The organism is Rhodococcus sp. MEB064 (assembly GCF_000834565.1).
In the GTDB taxonomy this organism is placed as follows: domain Bacteria; phylum Actinomycetota; class Actinomycetes; order Mycobacteriales; family Mycobacteriaceae; genus Rhodococcoides.
Genome location: NZ_JXQS01000001.1, coordinates 34489 through 52293 on the forward strand (window position 1 = coordinate 34489; position 17805 = coordinate 52293).

The following is a 17805-nucleotide window of genomic DNA, read 5'->3' on the forward strand; positions in this document are numbered from 1 at the left end:
CGCCTACCCTGTTGCAGTGACCGAATCCGCCGACTCCTACGTGGTGGACGACAGGCTCCGGCTCTTCTCGTTCGCCACAGCCGAGAAACGTGCCGACTACCTGCGGGTTCTTCGAGCGTTCGACCATGCCCGCGCCGGATACGTCGTGCTCCTGCACGCCGGTGAGGTGTCCGACATCCTGGCCCGCACCGAGGGCGCCGACGTTCTCACCGGTGTGGAGATCAGCCCGCTGCTCGAACAGCTGCACACCTGGGGAGTGCTCGAACGGAGCTACGACGGCACGCGCGCGGCGACCCTCGCCGAGTACCGCAACCGGCATTACGTCTACCAGTTCGGACAGGTCGGATATCAGGCATACCGCGCAGTCGAGGACGTGCTCGCGGCTCGTCCCGAGGACGCCTCGTTGTCGCGGCTGGTCCTGCCGGAGTTGCTCGGAGACCTCGCCGAGCTGGCTGCGGCGAACAGCGCCGGCGATGCCGATCTGGTCTACCGCAAGCTGAACCGGTTGGACACGGCGCTGGGCGACATGGCCACTCGCGCCGCGCACTTCTACCTCTCACTCGGTGACCTGGTGCGGACGACGGATGTCACCCCGGAATCGTTCCTCGCGCACAAGGACGCTCTGCTCTCGCATATGCGCGAGTTCAGCCTCGACCTGGCTCGTTTCGGACCCAAGCTCACGGCGGCGATCGAGAAGGTGGACGCCACCGGGCTCGAGGCCCTGCTAGATCGCGCCGCTGCGAGCGACGAGAGAGTGTTCCTGACCCCCGACGAGCGGCGCGCCGACTGGGCGGGGCGGTGGACGGGACTCGTTCACTGGTTCAGCTCGACAGACGGTGATCCGACCGAGTCGGATCGACTCCGCGAGGGCACGATGAGTGCCATCGCCGCCGTCCTGTCGTTGCTGCGCCGCGTCACCGAGACCCGCAAGGGCGGGGTCAGTCGCGAGTCCCAGCTGCGACATCTGGCCGGGTGGTTCGCGTCCGCACCCACCGAGGACGCCGCCCACGCCCTGTTCGGTGCCGTGTTCGGGTTGGGGAGACCACGCCACCTCTCGATGGTCCACCCCGACGACGACATCGTTCCCGTGTCCCGGTCGTGGTGGGACGCACCGCCGGTGGAGATCTCGCGCACGCTGGCGGAGACCGGTCGACCGCCCGCGGCCGGTGCACCGGCGCGAGTGCAGCGCAACGATTCCGGTGTACGACGCCTCCGCGAACAGCAGTTGAGTGTGCAGAGGCGGCGAGCCGACGCTGCCCGGTCCCTGGCCGATCACGGTGTGTACGACCGCGACCTGACCGGTGAGGAAACGGACGTGCTGCTCGGCCTGCTCAATGCTGCACTGACTGCCCGTGTTCCCGTGTCCGGTCGCGTCGGCTCCTCCACCGGCTCCGAGGGCGGCGTGACCCTGACTCTCGCTCCGCACGAGCGGTCCACCGTCGTCCGCACGGAACGTGGACTGCTGCACCTCGATAGACTGTCCCTGACCATCGGTACGCGGCGATGAGGGCGCGGACGATCCCGAGCCTCGCGCTCGACTCGTACCAGCGTGCTGCGCGAACAGTGTTGTCCCACCACCTGATCACCCGCACGTATCCCGACCGCATCGCGCTACCGCTGGTCCGCCGCTGGGCGACGGAGTTGCGGGAGGACATGCTGGAGATGTTCGGGTACCGACTCGAGGTCACCGAGACCACGGCTCGGCTCTACCCGGTGCTGGACCGCCTGGACCCGACCCAACCTGCTCGCACCGCGTCCGACCGGGTCTTCGACCGCCGCCGGTACTCGTTCCTCGCGTTGTCCCTCGCTGCCCTGGGCCGCGCCGGTGACCAGATCACGTTGTCGGAGTTGGCAGATCACGTTGCCGCCGAAGCCGGCCGCGTCGTCGGCGTGGACCTGGACACCGAGCGTGCCGCCGATCGCGACGCCTTCGTCGATGCCGTCGGTTGGCTGTCCGCCCGCGGCGCCATCACCCTGGCCGACGGAGACGCCGGTGGCTGGGCGAGCAATCCCGACGCCGGCGAAGCCCTGTACGACATCGATCGATCCGTCGTCGTCGCGTTGTTCCGACCACCGCGCGCCGTCCAGCATCTGCGCAGCGCCGCAGGGCTTCTGGCCGACCCGACGGACGACTCTCGACGGGCCAGGCGGGCGTTGGTCGAACGGCCCGTGGTCTACCTGACCGACGCAACACTCGACCCCGCATCGATCGACGACGTGCGCCTGCTGACCGGGCTCGCGGTGGAACGTCGCGCCGAAGGAGTGGCCCTGATCGACACGTCGGGCCGACTGTCGGACACCAGATTCCCGTCCACGGGCACCGTCGCACAGGTCGCTCTGCTCCTGGCCGGCGAGATCGCCGACCGCGTGCTCGACCCCGACGTCGAGGACGGACGCACCGTCGAGGCGCCTGCCGACCGCACCGCGGAACTGATCGACGCCCTCGACTCCGCCATCCCCGACGGTAGCGTCTTCGATTCTCTCGCAGACGATCTCGCCGACGACGAGTCCGAGGACGACGCGGACGACATCGAGCCCGGCCGGCATCCGTTCCTCGCCGACGAGTGGATAGACGACACGGTCGGAGCGCTCGTCGACGCGTACGGCCGTACCTTCGCCGCCCAGTGGCAGTCCGACCGTCTCGGAGTTCGCCGAGCGGCAGTCCGACTCCTCACCGACCTGTCGCTCGTCGCGCCGGTCCGCGGTGGAATCGTCGCCCTCCCTGCCCTGGCTCGCTATCGGGGCGTCGTCGTCACGGTCCGCGAGCACGCCACGATCCAACTTTTCCCACCGTCCGGCATCGGGCAGTCCGAGTTCCAGGAGTTCACCCCGTGACGTCGAGTACCAGGTTCAAGCCCACGCGCGCCGGAATCGTCAACCTGTGGGACTACCGCGATCAGGAATTCTCGTTCGCCGACGGCCGCCTCGTGCTCCGCGGACCCAACGGATCGGGCAAGACCAAGGCGCTCGAGGTGCTCTTCCCCTTCGTCCTCGACGGCCGTATCGAACCCCGTCGACTCAACCCGTTCGCCGGCGAGGAGCGGACGATGAAGTCCAACCTCCTGTACCGGGGCCAGGATTCGGCGCACTCGTACGTGTGGATGGAGTTCGCCCGAGGTGACCGTGACGACCCTGAAGCGGTCACTGTCGGTATCGGCATGCGCGCCACCAAGTCCGCGGACAAGGTCACGCGCTGGTATTTCGTCGCGGAGGGGCGCGTCGGGGTCGACTTCTCCCTGTTCGGCGCCGACGACCGCCCGCTGACCAAGAAGCAGCTCGCAGAACTCATCGGCACCGACGCCATCGTCGACCGCCCGGTGGACTACCGGGCCGCGATCGACGCCCGCATGTTCGGACTGGGCGCGGAACGCTACGACCAGTTGATCACCCTCATCCTGACCTTGCGCCGCCCGCAGCTGGCCAAGAATCTGGACCCGAAGGGATTGTCGCGCGCGCTGTCGGACGGCCTGCGCCCTCTCGACGAACACCTCGTCCTGGAGGCGGCACGGTCGTTCAGCGACATGGAGGAGGTCGGCCGCGCCCTCGAGGGCCTGGTGCAGGCGGATCTCGCCTCGAAGCGTTTCGTCGGCGTCTACTCCACCTACCTCGGCGTCCAGGCGAAGACCGACGTCGACCAGGTCACGCGTCGGCTCGAGGCTGTCGACCACGCCACCGTCGCGCTGTTCGCCGCGAAGGAGTTACGGGAGCGGCGTCGAATCGAGCGGGTGGAGGCGGAGACGAGGTTCGAGGCAGCCGAGCGCGCACTCGATCTCGCAGTCGCCGATCAGCAGACCCTGCAACGGTCGACGGCGTACGAGGGCAAGCAACAACTCGACGATCTGGCCGACGCGGTGCGCAAGCTCGAGGTGTCCACCGGGCAGCAACGGGACAAGGCGAGCAAGGCACTCGAATCGGTCGATGTCCGGCGTCGTGAATCCGAGGCTGCGGCAGCGTCGTTGCGTGAGGCCACCGCCGCCATCTCCCGCGCCGAGGACGAACTTCTGGCAGCCGCCGAAGACGCCGGCATCGCCTGGACGCCGCTCCCCCACGACGCTCGAACGGATCAGATCACCGCGGCCGTGCGCGGTCATGCGGAGGAACGGGACGGCGACGTCCGCGCCGTGCGTGCAGCGCTGGCGGTCGTCGACCGCGCCACTACCGAACGCACGCGAACCGAACGCGCAGCGTCGCGTGCCCACGAGTCGCACGATGCGTCGTCGGCGGCGGTTCACGAGGCGGAGGCAGCCGTCGAGATCGCCCGATCGACGTACGCGGAATCGTTGCGGGCGTGGTGGTCACAGCATTCGGCACGACTCGGCGTCCCCGGACTGATCGAATCGGTGACCGACGCGGTCGCGACCGTCGGGCAGGACGACGCTCCGTCACCGGCCGAGGTGCTGAGCGACGGTGTGCGCGATCTTCTCGACACCGTGCGTGATCGACGATCAGCAGCCCTGCAGACGCGTGACGACGCCGCGGGCACCATCGCGGACCTGACGGCCGAACGAGCGTCGATCGCAGCCGAACACGACGATGCTCCGGCGCCGCCGGCGACTCGGACCGGTGACAGGTCCGGGCTCTCGGGCGCCCCGTTCTGGACGCTCGTGCGGTTCGCCGACGACGTCCCGGCCGACGAGGCAGCGGGCGTCGAGGCGGCGCTCGAAGCCTCCGGGATGCTCGATGCGTGGGTCGCCGAAACCGTTCCGGCGGGCAGGGAGTCGGAACAGTTCCTCGTTCCGGCCGATGCCGTCGACGGACCGTCGCTGGCGGACGTCCTGCTCGTCGAAACCGACATCTCTGTTCCGCATGATCTGGTGCAGCGCATCCTCACGTCCGTGTCTTTGACTGCGGACGGCGACGGGGTCCGCGTCGGACGCGACGGAACCTTCCGACACGGCGTCGTCCTCGGTCGCCACCACAAGCCGACCGCCGAATACATCGGTGCAACGGCTCGCGCCTCACGTCGCGCTGCGCGCATCGCCGAGATCGATGCGGCTCTCGAGGCGGCCGAATCGCGCCGTGACGACGCCGAACGCATCGCCGAGGACGCCCGCGCGCATATCGACGGTATCCGCGCCGCGGTCGGCGCGATGCCCCGTGCATCGGCCGTCACCTCGGCGTTGCGCACCGTCTCGTCCGCTGCGGGCGCACTGCGCTCGACCGCGGACGCCGCGACCGCAGCCGACCGGGAACTCGATCGTGCCGTGGCTGACCTGACCGCTGCCGAGCGCCGCCTTCGTAGCGATGCCGTGGCCCGTCGTGCGCCGTACACCCCTCGCGACCTCGATGCACTTGCCGCTGCGATCCGGCACTTCGAGAACACCGGGTCGTCGATACTGCGCTACCGGGGCGACTCCGATCGGTCCGCCGAGCGCGACCGTGAGGCGTCCGGTCGCCTCGACGAGGCGCAGATCCTCGCGGAGGAATACGCCGAGGAAGCGGCGATCGCCGAGACGGAGTACGAGCAGCAGTTCACCAAGCTGGAGACCTTGCGGGACGCGCTGGGTGCGGGAGCCGACAAGATCGACGCCGAACTCGACGCGGTACGCCGACGCATCGAGGCCTGCAAGACGGAGCAGCGGGCGGCGACCAAGGCCGACCGTGAATCAGGGGAAGCGATCGGCAAGGCAGAGGGTGCCCACGAGACCGCCGTCGCCGGGTTGACGACGGCGCTCACCGAAGCCCTGTCCGATGCGGGCCGGCTGGCACCGTACGCACACCGTGATCTGCTGACCGTCCTCGGCGCGGCCCGCGACTGCACATGGCCGGCGAGTGATGCGGCATGGTCCACCGTCGAGCAACTCCTGTACCGCATCGACTCGGCTGCAGGCCCCGACGATGCTCCGGACGTGCTGCCGGTCGAAGTCCGCCGTCTGCACCTCGAGCTGAGCACCGCAACCGAGCGGGTGAAGGCCGGCGACGCGTCGCGGCGGTCCACACGGAGCGCACTGACGGCCGCGCTCCAGGAGTTCGACGCCCAGCTCGCGGCATCCGGTCAGGACTTCCGCCTCAGCTGGGACGCAGCGGACGGCGTGACGGTCGTGCGAGTACAGGACGAGCAGGGACATGCGACCATCGCCGACTTCGCCGACCGCATCGATGCGGCGCGACGGGACCAGGAAACCCTGCTCACCGACGCCGAGCGCCGCATCCTCGAAGATGCCCTGCTCACCGGTCTCGCTCAGCAGATCCACGAGCGCACCGTCGATGCCCGCGAACTGATCGCGCGCATGGGGTCGGAGATGAAGCAGCGGCGGATGTCCTCGGGCAACACAATCGGAGTGCACTGGGTCCTGGCCGACACTCTCGACGACAGCACCCGCGCGGTGTCGAAGTTGCTCGAGCGCGACGCGTCGGCTCTGGGACCGGACGAGCTCGCCGAGATGCGCATGCACTTCGCCGCGCAGATCCGGACCGCTCGTGAACAGCACCCGGAGCGCTCGTACCCCGAGATCCTGTCGACCGCACTGGATTACCGGCAGTGGCGTGTCTTCGCGTTCACCCTCATCGGCTCGGACGGCACGGAGGACCGACTGACCGTGGCACGCCACAGCGCACTGTCGGGCGGCGAACAGTCCGTCTCGCTGCACCTTCCGCTCTTCGCGGCAGCGCACGTGATGCTGTCGTCGGCCGATCCGCACTCCCCCCGGCTGCTCGCTCTCGACGAGGCCTTCGCCGGCGTCGACGACAACGGTCGCAGCGAACTCCTCGGTCTCAGCGTGCAATTCGACCTCGACCTCTTCATGACCGGCTACGACCTGTGGATCACCTACGGCGACGTTCCCGGCTGCGCGCACTACGACCTGGCGCACTCCACCGCCGAGAACACCGTCAGCGCAGCCCTTCTCGTCTGGGAGAACGGGGAGCTGCTCGCCGAGCACGACGGCAGCGACCTGGCCGCGGCACTCGGGTCGCCGCTCACCCGACGCGTGACGGCGCCGGCGGTGGGTGGGCTGGACTTCGCGGAGGTGTAGGTGGCGTCAGCGGTCAGCACCACGGCGCAGTCGATCAGGGTCTGCTCCCGGTGGTGACCGGTAGCCCCAGCACCTCGTCGCAGGCACCCTGCGTGCGTCCGCGGAGAGTCAGCCACCCCGGCGGCCGCAGTCTCGCGGAGGCGTCGACAAGGGCCTCGACGGTCGTCGGCTCGTCGGTCCACCCGTACAACCTGGCGGCAGTCCGGTGGCTCAGCACCGCGTCGGGGCGCCACAGGGTCACGGCCATGCAGCGGTCGAACCAGGTGGGCTCGTCCTGGCAGAAGACTCCGGGTAGGACGCGGTGGAAGCGTCGGCGAATCGTCGTGGCCGACATACCGGCAGCCATCAAATCCGAGAGCGAGGAGACCCGTGGCGTCAGCATGTCCTGAACGCTGGCTCGTCGGAGTTCGGCGGCGAATACCGCAACCTGCGGCGATCGTCGACCCGGGGATCAACGATCTATCTGTGGATGCGGTGTTTCTGCTCCCCTCGCGGCCGGATTCGGCAGACACCCGCTCGAACGCGCGCCGAGAGGAGCAGAAACACCACCGAGCGAGCTAGAGCGTCACACCCAGCAACGCATCCACTGCCAACGCGACCAACCCCGGCGCTCCGGAGTCGGATCCGCCGAGCGACAGGGCGTCTCGAGCCCACGCGTCGAGGGCGTCGAGGGCCTTGGCGGAGTCCAGATCGTCGGCGAGGTGCTGGCGTACGCGGGCGATGGTGTCGTCCGCGGACGGGCCCGACTCGAGCGCGACGGCCCTGCGCCACAGGGCGAGTCGATCCTGCGCGTCGGAGAGGATCTGATCGGTCCACGTGCGGTCCTGCCGGTAGTGACCGGCGAGGAGGCCCAGGCGGATGGCACCGGGATCGACACCGGCAGCCGTCAGCTTGGACACCAGGACGAGGTTGCCGAGCGACTTCGACATCTTTTCGCCGTCGAGACCGATCATGCCCGTGTGCACGTAGTGGCGCGCGAATCGTTCTGCACCGGTGAGGGATTCGGCGTGCGCAGCCGAGAACTCGTGGTGCGGGAAGATGAGGTCGCTGCCGCCGCCCTGCACGTCGAACCCGGAGCCGATGCGGTTCAAGGCGATAGCGGCACATTCGATGTGCCAACCGGGGCGACCGGGGCCGAACGGCGACGGCCACGACGGCTCACCGGGACGCTCGGCCTTCCAGATCAGCGCGTCCAGAGGGTCGCGCTTACCGGGGCGGTCGGGATCTCCGCCGCGTTCGGCGAAGAACGTGTCCATGGTGGCGCGGTCGTAGCCGGACTCGTACCCGAACTGCTCGGTGGCGTCGGCGCGGAAGTACACGTCGGGGTACTCGGCATCGTCGACGACGTAGGCGGCGCCGGAGGCCACCAGCTTCTCCACCAGCTCGACCACCTCGGTCACCGATTCGACGGCGCCGATGTAGTCACGGGGCGGGATGACGCGCAGAGCAGTCATGTCGGACCGGAACAGATCCGTCTCACGCTGCCCGAGCGACACCCAGTCCTCGCCGTCACGCGCCGCACGCTCGAAGAGCGGATCGTCGACGTCGGTGACGTTCTGGACGTAGTGCACGTCGTGTCCGGCATCGCGCCACACACGGTTGATCAGGTCGAACGTCAGGTACGTGGCCGCGTGACCGAGGTGCGTGGCGTCGTACGGCGTGATGCCGCAGACGTACATGGTGGCGGTCGAGCCGGGCGACACCGGCCGGACGGCACGATCGGCCGTATCGAACAGGCGGAGCGGCGGGCCCTCGCCCGGCACGCTGGGAACGTCCACTTCGGGCCACGACTGCATGCCGCCAGACTATCCGGTGCCGCTCACCGGTTCCCCGCGTGCCCGGTCAGAACGCAGGCCACGGAATGGGGCGACTGGACGAGGGCGCCGGCATGACGGGATCGGCGAGGATCCCGGCCACGCGGGCGGCGAGTGCCGCGATCTCGACATCGGTGATGTGGGGCGCCAGACGATCACCGAGATCGCCGCGCAGCTCGCGGGACAGCTCGACCAGATCGGCGACGAGGGCTGCGTCGATGGGCCGACCTGCCCACCCCCACAGGACGGTCCTCAACTTGTTCTGGCTGTGCATCGCGATGCCGTGATCGACGCCGTAGACGCTCCCGTCCGGGGACTCGAGAACGTGGCCGCCCTTGCGGTCGGCGTTGTTGATCACGACGTCGAGCACGGCCATCCGGTTCAGCCGCGGATCGTCCGCGTGGACCAGCGCGACCTCGTCGCCGTTGTCGTCGTACGCACGGAGCACCGGGATGTAGCTCGACGGGACCAGGTCCGGGCGGCACAGGTCGACGAGGTCGATGCCCTCACCCTTCTCGGGGAGCCGCTCGACGGTGTCGATCCAGCGTTGCACCATGCCGGGTCCGATGGGGCCGTCGCGCAGTACCGTCGTCGGCACCACGTCCCAGCCGAGGGCGTCGGAGATCATGTACGACGACACCTCCCGCCCGGCAAGGGTGCCGTCCGGGAAGTCCCACAACGGTTGCTCGCCGCGAACCGGTTTGTAGACACACCGGAGAGGCACGTCGGACTCGGCTCGCGGAATCTCGCACACCAGCGTCGCGTTGCTCGCCTGCACCACTCGGCCGACGATGGTCATCTCCCCGTCCGCGAGGAGAGCGGCGTCGTCGGCGGTCCACGTGGTGGCGCCGTCGCCGGACGTCAGGACTCGTCCCCGAACTCGGTGGTATCGGTGCCGAGCGTGATTCCCCGCCGGTACCCGTTGGTGCGGACACACATGTGGCCCCCGGGTGCGAGCGGTTCACCGCACAGTGGACACGGCGGTCGGCCTGCCGCGATCACACGTTCGCTGCGGGCCGCGAACTCGCGAGCCTGCTCCGGGCTGAGGAAGACGCGAACGGCGTCAGGCCCCTCGTCGGTGTCGTCGAGAACGACCGATTCGTCGAGCTCGGTCTCCGTGACGGCCAGCAGTTCGACGACGACGGCACCCGCGTCGGCATCCCAGCCGAGCCCCATGGTGCCGACGCGGAACTCCGCGTCGACGGGCATGACGAGCGGGTCGATGTCCGTCGGGTCCGCTTCCTCGGGCGGAACGTCGGTGCCGAAACGCCGCGCCACCTCGTCGAGAAGCAACCCGACACGATCGGCCAGGACCTGGACCTGCTGCTTCTCCAAGGCTACGGACACCACTCGGGCATCGTGGACGGCCTGGAGGAAGAAGGAACGGTCGCCGGGCTCACCCACTGTTCCGGCGACGAACCGGTCGGGGGTGCGAAAGACGTGAATCGCGCGTGGCATGCATGCACCTCCTGAGATCGCGCCGCACGAACTACAGCGGCTGTTGAGTCCATTATCCGCGTGCTGTCTACCTACCGGTGGAACCACCGGGCACGGCATCCGATTCCGAGGCCTCGGTTTTGTCCGCGTCGGTCTTGTCGTCGTCGGACGGCGGCTTCGGCACGAATTGCGACAGATCCCCGCCCAGGTCGCCGACCCGGTGCACGAACGGCCTGGTCTCGGTGTACCGAACGATACTGATCGACGCGGGATCGACCACGATGCGTTGGAACTGGTCGAGGTGCGAGCCGAGCGCATCGGCGAGGATCGACTTGATGACGTCGCCGTGCGAGCACGCCACCCAGACGACGTCCGCTCCGTTCTCGGCGGCGAGTCGCGCGTCGTGGTCACGGATCGCGCGGACGGCACGGGTCTGGACGTCGGCCAGCCCTTCGCCCGACGGGAACACCGCGGCCGACGGGTGCTGCTGGACGACCTTCCACAGCGGCTCACCGAGCAGGTCCTTGATGGGCTTGCCGGTCCAGTCGCCGTAGTCGACCTCGAGCAGGCGGTCCTCGACCACGGGCTCGAGGCCGAGGGCTGCGGCCAGCGGAGCCACCGTCTGCTCGCACCGCAGCAGCGGCGATCGCACGATCGCGCCGATGGTCAGGCCCTCCAACCGCGTGACGACGCGGTCGGCTTGCTGCCGACCGAGATCGTCCAGCTCGACGCCCTCCGATCGGCCAGCGAGGGTGCCGGCCGTGTTGGACGTGGAACGTCCGTGGCGCAGGAGGATGACGGTCATGAGTCCAGCCTAGTGTCAGTTGGCTGCGACGACGCCCGTCGCCAGGAGGCCGAGAACCGCTGCGCCGACCGCGATGCGGTATCCGACGAACCAGTAGAGCGAATGGTTCTCGACGAACCGCAGCAGCCACGCGATGGAGGCGTAGCCCAACGCGAAGGCCACCAGAGTGGCGACGATCAACTGGGCTCCCGATGCCTGCAGTCCTTCTCCGGCCGGTTCGAACGCGTCGGGAAGCGAGAAGAGGCCGGAGGCCGTCACGGCGGGAATGGCCAGCAGGAAGGAGAAGCGGACGGCCGCGGCGCGGGTGAGTCCCATGAACAGTCCCGCGCTGGTGGTGGCGCCCGAGCGAGAGACACCGGGGATCAGGGCGAGGCACTGCGCGGCGCCCATGACCAGGCCGTCACGGGTGGTGAGCTTCTCGATCGGTCGGGCCTGGCGACCGACCTTCTCCGCGATCGCGATGACCACGGCGAACACGATGAGCAGCGTCGCCGTGATCCACAGATTGCGGGCGCCGGTGCGGATGGCGTCCTTGAACAGGAACCCGAGGACGCCGATCGGGATGGTCGCGAAGATCACGTACCACCCCATCCGGTAGTCGAGGGTGTCCCGCTGCGTCTTGTCCGCGATACCGCGGAACCACGCCGCGATGATCCGACCGATGTCGCGCGCGAAGTAGAGGAGCACGGCGGCTTCGGTGCCCAGCTGCGTCACGGCCGTGAACGACGCGCCGGCGTCGTCACCGAAGAACACCTCGGACACGATGCGCAGATGCGCGGACGACGACACGGGCAGGAATTCGGTCAGTCCCTGCACGGCACCCAGGACCAGTGCCTGGACCCAGGACATGGACTCGGCGATCATCGTGCACCGGCCCGGAGCGAGGAGTCGAGCCGGGCGATGCCAAATCGCACATGGTTTCCTGTCGCAGTCACGAGGGACGACCGTACTAGGGTCGTGCCTCGACCATCGTGTCGGCAGGACATGACACGACCGAAAAACGGCGAAACGGATGCGTTGCCCTCATGAAGCACAGAACGGTCGGGACCAGTGGGTTGCGCGTGTCACGGCTCGGGCTCGGGACCGGCGAGTGGGGTCGCGGCGTGGACGGTGACGACGCGGCCGCTCAGCTGACGGCGTTCGCCGAGGCGGGCGGAAGTCTCGTCGACACGTCGGCGGCCTACGGCGACGGCCGCGCCATGCGCGTTCTCTCCGAACTCCTCGACGACGTCGTTCCCCGCGAGAACCTCGTCCTCAGTGTCGACGCAGGGGTGTCCCGTCCGGACGAGACCGGGCGCTGGACCGTCGACTGCTCCCGCCGAGCTCTCCTGCGCGAACTGGATCGCACGCTGCGTGACCTCGGCACGGACCACCTCGACCTGTGGAGTGTCGGCGCGTGGGATCCGCAGACGCCGCTCGAGGAGGTCACGGCCACCGTGGACTACGCGGTGACCTCGGGTCGGGTGCGCTACGCGGGTGTGCGGGGCTTCACCGCGTGGCAGGTGGCGACCGCTGCATCACAGACGCCGATCGTCGCCGCGCAGGCGGAGTACTCGCTGATGGCCCGCGGCATCGAGGACGACCTGCTTCCGGCTGCCGAACACCACGGTGTCGGTGTGATCGCGGTGGCGGCGCTGGCGGGCGGAGTGCTCACCGGCAAGTACCGGGACGGCGTTCCGGCCGATTCGCGAGGTGCCGACGATCAGCGGGTGCGCTCGTTGATGCCCTTCCTGGGTGACGACGCCGCGAAGGTCGTCGAGGCCGTCATCACTGCCGCCGACGGGCTCGGGACGTCCCCGCTGGCCGTCGCGGTGGCCTGGGCGCGTGACCGTCCCGGCATTGCCTCGACCGTCGTCGGAACGCGCAACATCGGTCAGCTCACGGGCGTGCTCGCGGCCGAGGACGTCGAACTACCGACGGCGATCACCTCGGCGCTCGACGACGTCAGCTCCTGATCAGGACCCGCCGAGTCGTCCCCACAGCGACCGGATGAGTGTCGTGTCCGGGGAATGGGTCGGATCGACCGGTCGGGCCGTCGGCGCAAGATCGCGCACGGCCGCGACGATGGACCGTTCGTCGCAGAGATCGACGTCGGTGACGTCCGTCTCGGCGACCGCCTCGAGGTCGGTCGAACTGGGTACGGCGTCGACCATGTCGGCCCGGTACACCTCCAGGTGGAGCGTCTTGCCGCGCACGCGGAACGCGAAGTTCCGGCCGTCCGCCGTGGTTCCGAAACCGTGGGCATGGGCACCCGGGGACACGTCGTCCACGGTGAAGTCCCCCTGTGAGTCGTTCATCACGATCGATGCTCCTGACACCTGCGTCATGGTCCTCTCGGACGGTACTGAACTGTGATCGCGGTATCCCCCGCCATCCCCCGTGATTCCCCCACCCCGGTCGGGTGATCGGATAGGAACCGGCGCAGCCGACCCCGCGCCGACGATCGGAGAACCATGCCCCTCGCGCGCCCCCGTCGCGTCAGCCGTACCCGTTTCCTCGCCGTCACCCTTGCGGTAGTGACGACGGTCACAGTCGGGTGTTCGTCGAACGACGATCCGGAACAACTGAACACGCGTGAGCCCGAGACCGCCGCCGTGTCTCCGGACGCGGTGGTGACCCCCGCCGGCGTGGTCGCCGATCCCCGATTCGGCCCTGCGGGCACGGTCGATGCTCTGACCGTCGAGCCGTCCACGCGCACCGTCGCCGTGCTCACCGACGACGGCACCACGCTGACACTGGCCGATCCGGCCGGCGACGGCTCGCCCCGCATCGTGCGCCTGTCCGCGGCGGGCACATCGGTCTCGCCCGGTCGGGACGGCGAGGTCCTCGTCACCACACCGGACGGGATCGTCCGGGTGAACGTCGAGTCCGGCGAGAGCACGGACGTTCCGGTCGACGGCGGGGCGGCGTCGGCCATCGTGTGGGACGACGGTTACGCCGTCGGAACACTCACGGGCACCGTGGTCATCCTCTCCGCCGACGGATCGGTGGACTCGACCGTCCCCGGTCAGGCATCGGTGGACGCCCTGGTGCGCGCCGGGGACGAACTGGTGTCGCTGGACACCCGCCAGACGTCGGTGACGGCCGTCGACGTCGACGCGGAGCGACTCGGCGAGGCACTGCGAGCCGGTGACGGTGCGACCAGGATGACGGGCTGCGCGAACGGCGCGATCGTCGTCGCCGACACCACCGACGACGAACTGCTGATCTTCACCGGGGACGACCTGATCATGCGTCAGCGCTTCCCCGTACCGGGATCGCCGTTCGCCGTCGCGTGCAGCGACGACGGCACCGTCTGGATCACCGCGACGGCACTGAACGAGGTGATCGGCTTCGACATCTCGTCAGGAATGCCCGTCGAGTCGGCACGGTTCCCTACGGTGCGCCAGCCCGATTCGCTCGCCGTCGATTCGCAGAGCGGCGATCTTTTCGTAGGCTCGAACACTGGTGCCGGAGTCCAGGTGATTCCGACTCGTACGTAACCCTGATGAGAGTGGGACAGGTGAACCGACACAACCGGGCGCTGCCCGTGGGCTGGGAGACCCAGTCCGACGACTGGGAGTACGTCCCCATCAAACTTCCCCCGGACGTCACGCGCGTCACGGCATCGATGCGATTGGCGATCTCGGCCGAATTCGGCGGCTGGGAACTCTCCCGCGTCCGTCTCTACACCGATGGAAGTCGACGAGTACTTCTCAAGCGACGCAAGACGACTCAGCACATCCCGGAACCGGGAATGTGACCTCGAGATGAAAAGGTGACCCGGTTGTGAGCCCTTACCGGCTGTTGTTGCGCACGATGTTCCTGCTGCCTCCCGAGCGCATCCACCATCTCGCCTTCGCGGCGATGGTGTGGGTGACGCGGTTCGCTCCCCTGCGCGCTCTGGTGGCACGAGTACTCGCGGTGCGCGATCCGGCCCTGGTGACGACCGCCTTCGGTGTCACCTTCCCGACGCCCGTCGGGCTGGCCGCCGGATTCGACAAGAACGGTCACGGTGTCGACGCGTGGGGTCCGCTCGGCTTCGGGTTCGCCGAGGTCGGCACCGTCACCGCGCAGGCCCAACCGGGCAATCCGCAGCCGCGACTGTTCCGCCTGCCGGACGATCGCGGTCTGCTCAACCGCATGGGGTTCAACAACCCGGGCGCACATGCCGTCGCGGACAGGCTCCGCCGCCGGCGGGGCGACATCCCGATCGGGGCCAACATCGGCAAGACGAAGATCGTGGCCGCGGCCGACGCCGCTGTCGACTACTCCACCAGTGCACGGTTGCTGGGACCGTTGTCCGACTTCGTCGTCGTGAACGTCAGTTCACCGAACACGCCCGGCCTCCGCGACCTCCAGGCGGTCGAGTCACTGCGTCCTCTTCTCGCCGCCGTGGCCGGTGCCGTGTCCGTCCCGGTTCTGGTCAAGATCGCGCCGGACCTGTCCGACGAGGACGTCGACGCTGTCGCCGATCTCGCGCTCGAACTGGGATCGGCCGGCATCGTCGCGACCAACACGACCATCGGCCGCGAGGGGTTGTCGACACCCGGTGCGGCAGACCTCGGCCCCGGTGGGGTGTCCGGCCCGTATGTCGCGGACCGGTCGCTCGCGGTGCTGCGTCGACTCCGCACACGAGTCGGCGACAACATGACGCTGATCTCCGTCGGCGGGATCGAGACTGCAGACGACGCGTGGGAGCGCATCCTCGCCGGGGCCACCCTGGTGCAGGGGTACACCGGATTCGTCTACGGAGGGCCGTTCTGGGCCCGCCGCATCGCCGTGGGTCTCGCCCGGCGAGCACGGGCCGCCGGGTTCGCATCCGTTGCCGACGCTGTCGGCAGCGGCGCGAACGACCGGCGGCCCGCGTGAGGAACTACTGCTCGTAGGTTCCGACGATCACGGCGCGCGCGATGGCGTGCGAGAAGAGGTTGAAGCCGAGGTATGCCGGCGACGCCGTCTCGTCGATCTCGAGCTTCTCTACGTCGACCGCGTGCACGGCCACGAAGTAGCGGTGCGGCCCGTGGCCCTGCGGGGGTGCTGCACCGATGTAGCGAGCCTGACCGGCGTCGTTCTTCAAGGTGATCGCCAGGTTCGGCAGTCCCGTCGAATCGTCGTCCCCGGCACCGGCGACCAGGGTGGTCGTGGTCACCGGGATGTTCGCGACGGCCCAGTGCCAGAAGCCGGAGGCCGTCGGCGCGTCGGGGTCGTAGACGGTGACGACGAAGCTCTTGGTCTCCTCCGGGAAGCCCGACCACGACAGATGCGGGGAGTTGTCGTGACCGCCGGCGCCCATGATCCCGCTGGCCTGGTCGTCGTGCAGCGGCTGACCGTCGGTGAAACTGTCGGACGTCAGGTCGAACGAGGGCAGAGTGGGGAGGTCGGCGTACGGATCGTGCGGCATGAGGGGTCCTTTTCGGGATCGGTGGAGCAGGCTGCTGGTCAGCTATGCATCAGGAAGTGTTCGAAGACCTTCGTCCCGAAGATCAACGACTCGACGGGTACCCGTTCGTCGACGCCGTGGAACAGCGCCGCGAAGTCGAGTTCCGGGGGCAGTTTGAGGGGCGCGAATCCGAAGCACCGGATGCCCAGTTTCGCGAAGGCCTTCGCATCGGTTCCTCCCGAGAGCATGTACGGGACGGTGCGGCCGTTCTCGTCGAACGCCAGGATCGCGTCGTTCATCGCGTCGACCAGATGACCGTCGAACGTGGTCTCGTACGGCTCGAGGTCCGTGATCCAGGACCGTTCGACGTGGGGTCCGATGAGAGCGTCGACCTCGCGTTCGAACTCGGCCTTACGGCCCGGCAGGACCCGGCAGTCGATGGTGGCCGACGCGGTCTGCGGGATGACGTTGGCCTTGTATCCGGCCGAGAGCATGGTCGGGTTGGCGGTGTCGCGCAGCGTGGCACCGACGATGCGCGCGATGCTGCCGAGCTTGGCCAGGGTGCCGTCGATGTCCGGCGACGCGGGATCGAACTCGAGGCCGGTCTCCGAGCTGACCGCGGCGAGGAACTCGGTCACCGAGTCGGTCATGACGAGGGGGAACTGATGATTACCCAGTGCCGCAACGGCTTCCGCGAGGTAGGTGACCGCGTTCTCCTCGTGCAGGAACGACCCGTGTCCGGCGCGGGCCTTCGCCGTGAGACGCATCCAGGCCAGGCCCTTCTCGGCCGTCTCGACGAGGTAGAGCCGTCGCTCGTCGCCCTCCGGTGTCGCGACGGTCAGGGAGAACCCGCCGACCTCGCCCACTGCTTCGGTGACTCCGTCGAACAGGTCCGGGCGGTTCTCGACGAGCCAGTGCGACCCGTACTTGCCGCCCGCTTCCTCGTCGGCGAGGAACGCGAAGACCAGGTCGCGCGGCGGAACGGTGCCGGTGGACTTGAACTGGCGAGCCAACGCCAGGGCCATGCCGACCATGTCCTTCATGTCGACGGCGCCGCGGCCCCACAGGTAGCCGTCCTCCACGGCACCCGAGAACGGGTGAACGCTCCAGTCGGCAGGTTCGGCGGGAACGACGTCGAGGTGGCCGTGCACCAGCAGGGCGCCGCGGGAGCTGTCCGCGCCCGACAGCCGTGCGAAGACGTTGCCGCGGCCGGGCGCCCCGGATTCGACGTACTCGGTCTCGTACCCGACGGCCTCGAGCTGCGAGGCCACCCATTCGGCGCACTCGCGCTCCCCCACCGTGGTCTCGAGCTCACCGGTGTTCGACGTGTCGAATCGGATGAGCGAGGCGACGAGGTCGACGACCTCCTCCACCGCCACGGTGGCGCCGTTCGGTGCAGCGTCGGGCAACTGT

16 protein-coding genes are annotated in these 17805 nt (G+C 68.8%); 7 read left to right on the forward strand and 9 right to left on the reverse strand.

The window, feature by feature from the left end; translation table 11 throughout:
- Positions 1-16: 16 nt before the first annotated feature.
- Genes RU01_RS00170 through RU01_RS00180 form a run of 3 tightly spaced genes read left to right on the forward strand, consistent with a single transcriptional unit; the run spans position 17 to position 6974 of the window.
- On the forward strand, positions 17-1507 hold the full coding sequence (locus tag RU01_RS00170; protein WP_231568541.1) for a TIGR02677 family protein: 1491 nt from the start codon (positions 17-19) through the stop codon (positions 1505-1507).
- Positions 1504-2835 carry a DUF2398 family protein gene (locus tag RU01_RS00175; RefSeq protein ID WP_042572490.1) on the forward strand — a complete coding sequence of 444 codons (1332 nt, stop codon included), beginning with the start codon at positions 1504-1506 and terminating at the stop codon, positions 2833-2835. The genes RU01_RS00170 and RU01_RS00175 overlap by 4 nt, the downstream gene beginning before the upstream one ends.
- The gene (locus RU01_RS00180) at positions 2832-6974 is read left to right on the forward strand and encodes a TIGR02680 family protein (RefSeq protein WP_042572491.1); all 4143 of its coding nucleotides are present in this window, start codon (positions 2832-2834) and stop codon (positions 6972-6974) included. Before RU01_RS00175 ends, RU01_RS00180 begins: the two co-directional genes overlap by 4 nt.
- A gap of 34 nt (positions 6975-7008) precedes the next feature.
- On the opposite strand, the gene RU01_RS00185 is transcribed toward RU01_RS00180, so the two are convergent.
- The 6 genes from RU01_RS00185 to RU01_RS00210 all read right to left on the reverse strand — a co-directional run bounded on the left by RU01_RS00185 (position 7009) and on the right by RU01_RS00210 (position 11891).
- A complete protein-coding gene (locus RU01_RS00185) occupies positions 7009-7356 on the reverse strand; it encodes a hypothetical protein (protein ID WP_052493051.1) in 348 nt (115 codons plus the stop codon).
- A 175-nt stretch (positions 7357-7531) separates the two neighbouring features.
- On the reverse strand, positions 7532-8770 hold the full coding sequence (gene mshC, locus RU01_RS00190) for a cysteine--1-D-myo-inosityl 2-amino-2-deoxy-alpha-D-glucopyranoside ligase (RefSeq protein WP_042572492.1): 1239 nt from the start codon (positions 8768-8770) through the stop codon (positions 7532-7534).
- A gap of 46 nt (positions 8771-8816) precedes the next feature.
- Complete coding sequence (locus tag RU01_RS00195) at positions 8817-9653, reverse strand: SCO1664 family protein (RefSeq protein WP_268793344.1); 837 nt, start codon at positions 9651-9653, stop codon at positions 8817-8819.
- Entirely contained in the window at positions 9650-10246 is a 597-nt protein-coding gene (locus RU01_RS00200) for a DUF3090 domain-containing protein (RefSeq protein WP_042572494.1), read from the reverse strand. Before RU01_RS00200 ends, RU01_RS00195 begins: the two co-directional genes overlap by 4 nt.
- 67 nt (positions 10247-10313) lie before the next feature.
- Complete coding sequence (locus tag RU01_RS00205) at positions 10314-11030, reverse strand: histidine phosphatase family protein (protein ID WP_042572495.1); 717 nt, start codon at positions 11028-11030, stop codon at positions 10314-10316.
- A gap of 15 nt (positions 11031-11045) precedes the next feature.
- Positions 11046-11891 (reverse strand): undecaprenyl-diphosphate phosphatase, encoded by an 846-nt coding sequence (locus RU01_RS00210; RefSeq protein WP_197074641.1) that lies wholly within the window; start codon positions 11889-11891, stop codon positions 11046-11048.
- Between the two features lie 164 nt (positions 11892-12055).
- On the opposite strand from RU01_RS00210, the gene RU01_RS00215 reads away from it, so the two are divergent.
- Complete coding sequence (locus tag RU01_RS00215; protein ID WP_042572496.1) at positions 12056-12985, forward strand: aldo/keto reductase; 930 nt, start codon at positions 12056-12058, stop codon at positions 12983-12985.
- On the opposite strand, the gene RU01_RS00220 is transcribed toward RU01_RS00215, so the two are convergent.
- Positions 12986-13327, reverse strand: coding sequence for a hypothetical protein (locus RU01_RS00220; RefSeq protein ID WP_042572519.1), 342 nt, complete (start codon positions 13325-13327; stop codon positions 12986-12988).
- Positions 13328-13546: 219 nt separating this feature from the next.
- Here RU01_RS00220 and RU01_RS00225 point away from each other — a divergent pair, with 219 nt between their 5' ends.
- From RU01_RS00225 to RU01_RS00235, 3 genes are read left to right on the forward strand one after another with little or no spacing between them, the layout of a single operon-like run.
- Positions 13547-14512: a hypothetical protein gene (locus RU01_RS00225; RefSeq protein ID WP_052493052.1), complete on the forward strand. Its 966-nt coding sequence runs from the start codon at positions 13547-13549 to the stop codon at positions 14510-14512.
- Positions 14513-14532: 20 nt separating this feature from the next.
- The gene (locus tag RU01_RS00230) at positions 14533-14772 is read left to right on the forward strand and encodes a DUF5703 family protein (RefSeq protein WP_156148720.1); all 240 of its coding nucleotides are present in this window, start codon (positions 14533-14535) and stop codon (positions 14770-14772) included.
- A 26-nt stretch (positions 14773-14798) separates the two neighbouring features.
- Complete coding sequence (locus RU01_RS00235; protein WP_269430080.1) at positions 14799-15881, forward strand: quinone-dependent dihydroorotate dehydrogenase; 1083 nt, start codon at positions 14799-14801, stop codon at positions 15879-15881.
- Positions 15882-15885: 4 nt separating this feature from the next.
- On the opposite strand, the gene RU01_RS00240 is transcribed toward RU01_RS00235, so the two are convergent.
- Both RU01_RS00240 and RU01_RS00245 read right to left on the reverse strand, forming a co-directional pair.
- Positions 15886-16413 (reverse strand): YbhB/YbcL family Raf kinase inhibitor-like protein, encoded by a 528-nt coding sequence (locus RU01_RS00240; RefSeq protein WP_042572499.1) that lies wholly within the window; start codon positions 16411-16413, stop codon positions 15886-15888.
- Positions 16414-16451: 38 nt separating this feature from the next.
- Positions 16452-17765: a M20/M25/M40 family metallo-hydrolase gene (locus tag RU01_RS00245; RefSeq protein ID WP_042572521.1), complete on the reverse strand. Its 1314-nt coding sequence runs from the start codon at positions 17763-17765 to the stop codon at positions 16452-16454.
- Between the last annotated feature and the right edge of the window lie 40 nt (positions 17766-17805).

What these genes read in the sequence shown, in the direction of transcription:
- RU01_RS00175 (WP_042572490.1), top strand. Translation starts at nt 1,504, where the DNA reads ATGAGGGCGCGGACGATCCCGAGCCTCGCGCTCGACTCGTACCAGCGT.
- RU01_RS00220 (WP_042572519.1), bottom strand. Translation starts at nt 13,327, where the DNA reads ATGAACGACTCACAGGGGGACTTCACCGTGGACGACGTGTCCCCGGGT.
- RU01_RS00200 (WP_042572494.1), bottom strand. Translation starts at nt 10,246, where the DNA reads ATGCCACGCGCGATTCACGTCTTTCGCACCCCCGACCGGTTCGTCGCC.
- RU01_RS00205 (WP_042572495.1), bottom strand. Translation starts at nt 11,030, where the DNA reads ATGACCGTCATCCTCCTGCGCCACGGACGTTCCACGTCCAACACGGCC.
- RU01_RS00215 (WP_042572496.1), top strand. Translation starts at nt 12,056, where the DNA reads ATGAAGCACAGAACGGTCGGGACCAGTGGGTTGCGCGTGTCACGGCTC.
- RU01_RS00240 (WP_042572499.1), bottom strand. Translation starts at nt 16,413, where the DNA reads ATGCCGCACGATCCGTACGCCGACCTCCCCACTCTGCCCTCGTTCGAC.
- mshC (WP_042572492.1), bottom strand. Translation starts at nt 8,770, where the DNA reads ATGCAGTCGTGGCCCGAAGTGGACGTTCCCAGCGTGCCGGGCGAGGGC.
- RU01_RS00185 (WP_052493051.1), bottom strand. Translation starts at nt 7,356, where the DNA reads ATGCTGACGCCACGGGTCTCCTCGCTCTCGGATTTGATGGCTGCCGGT.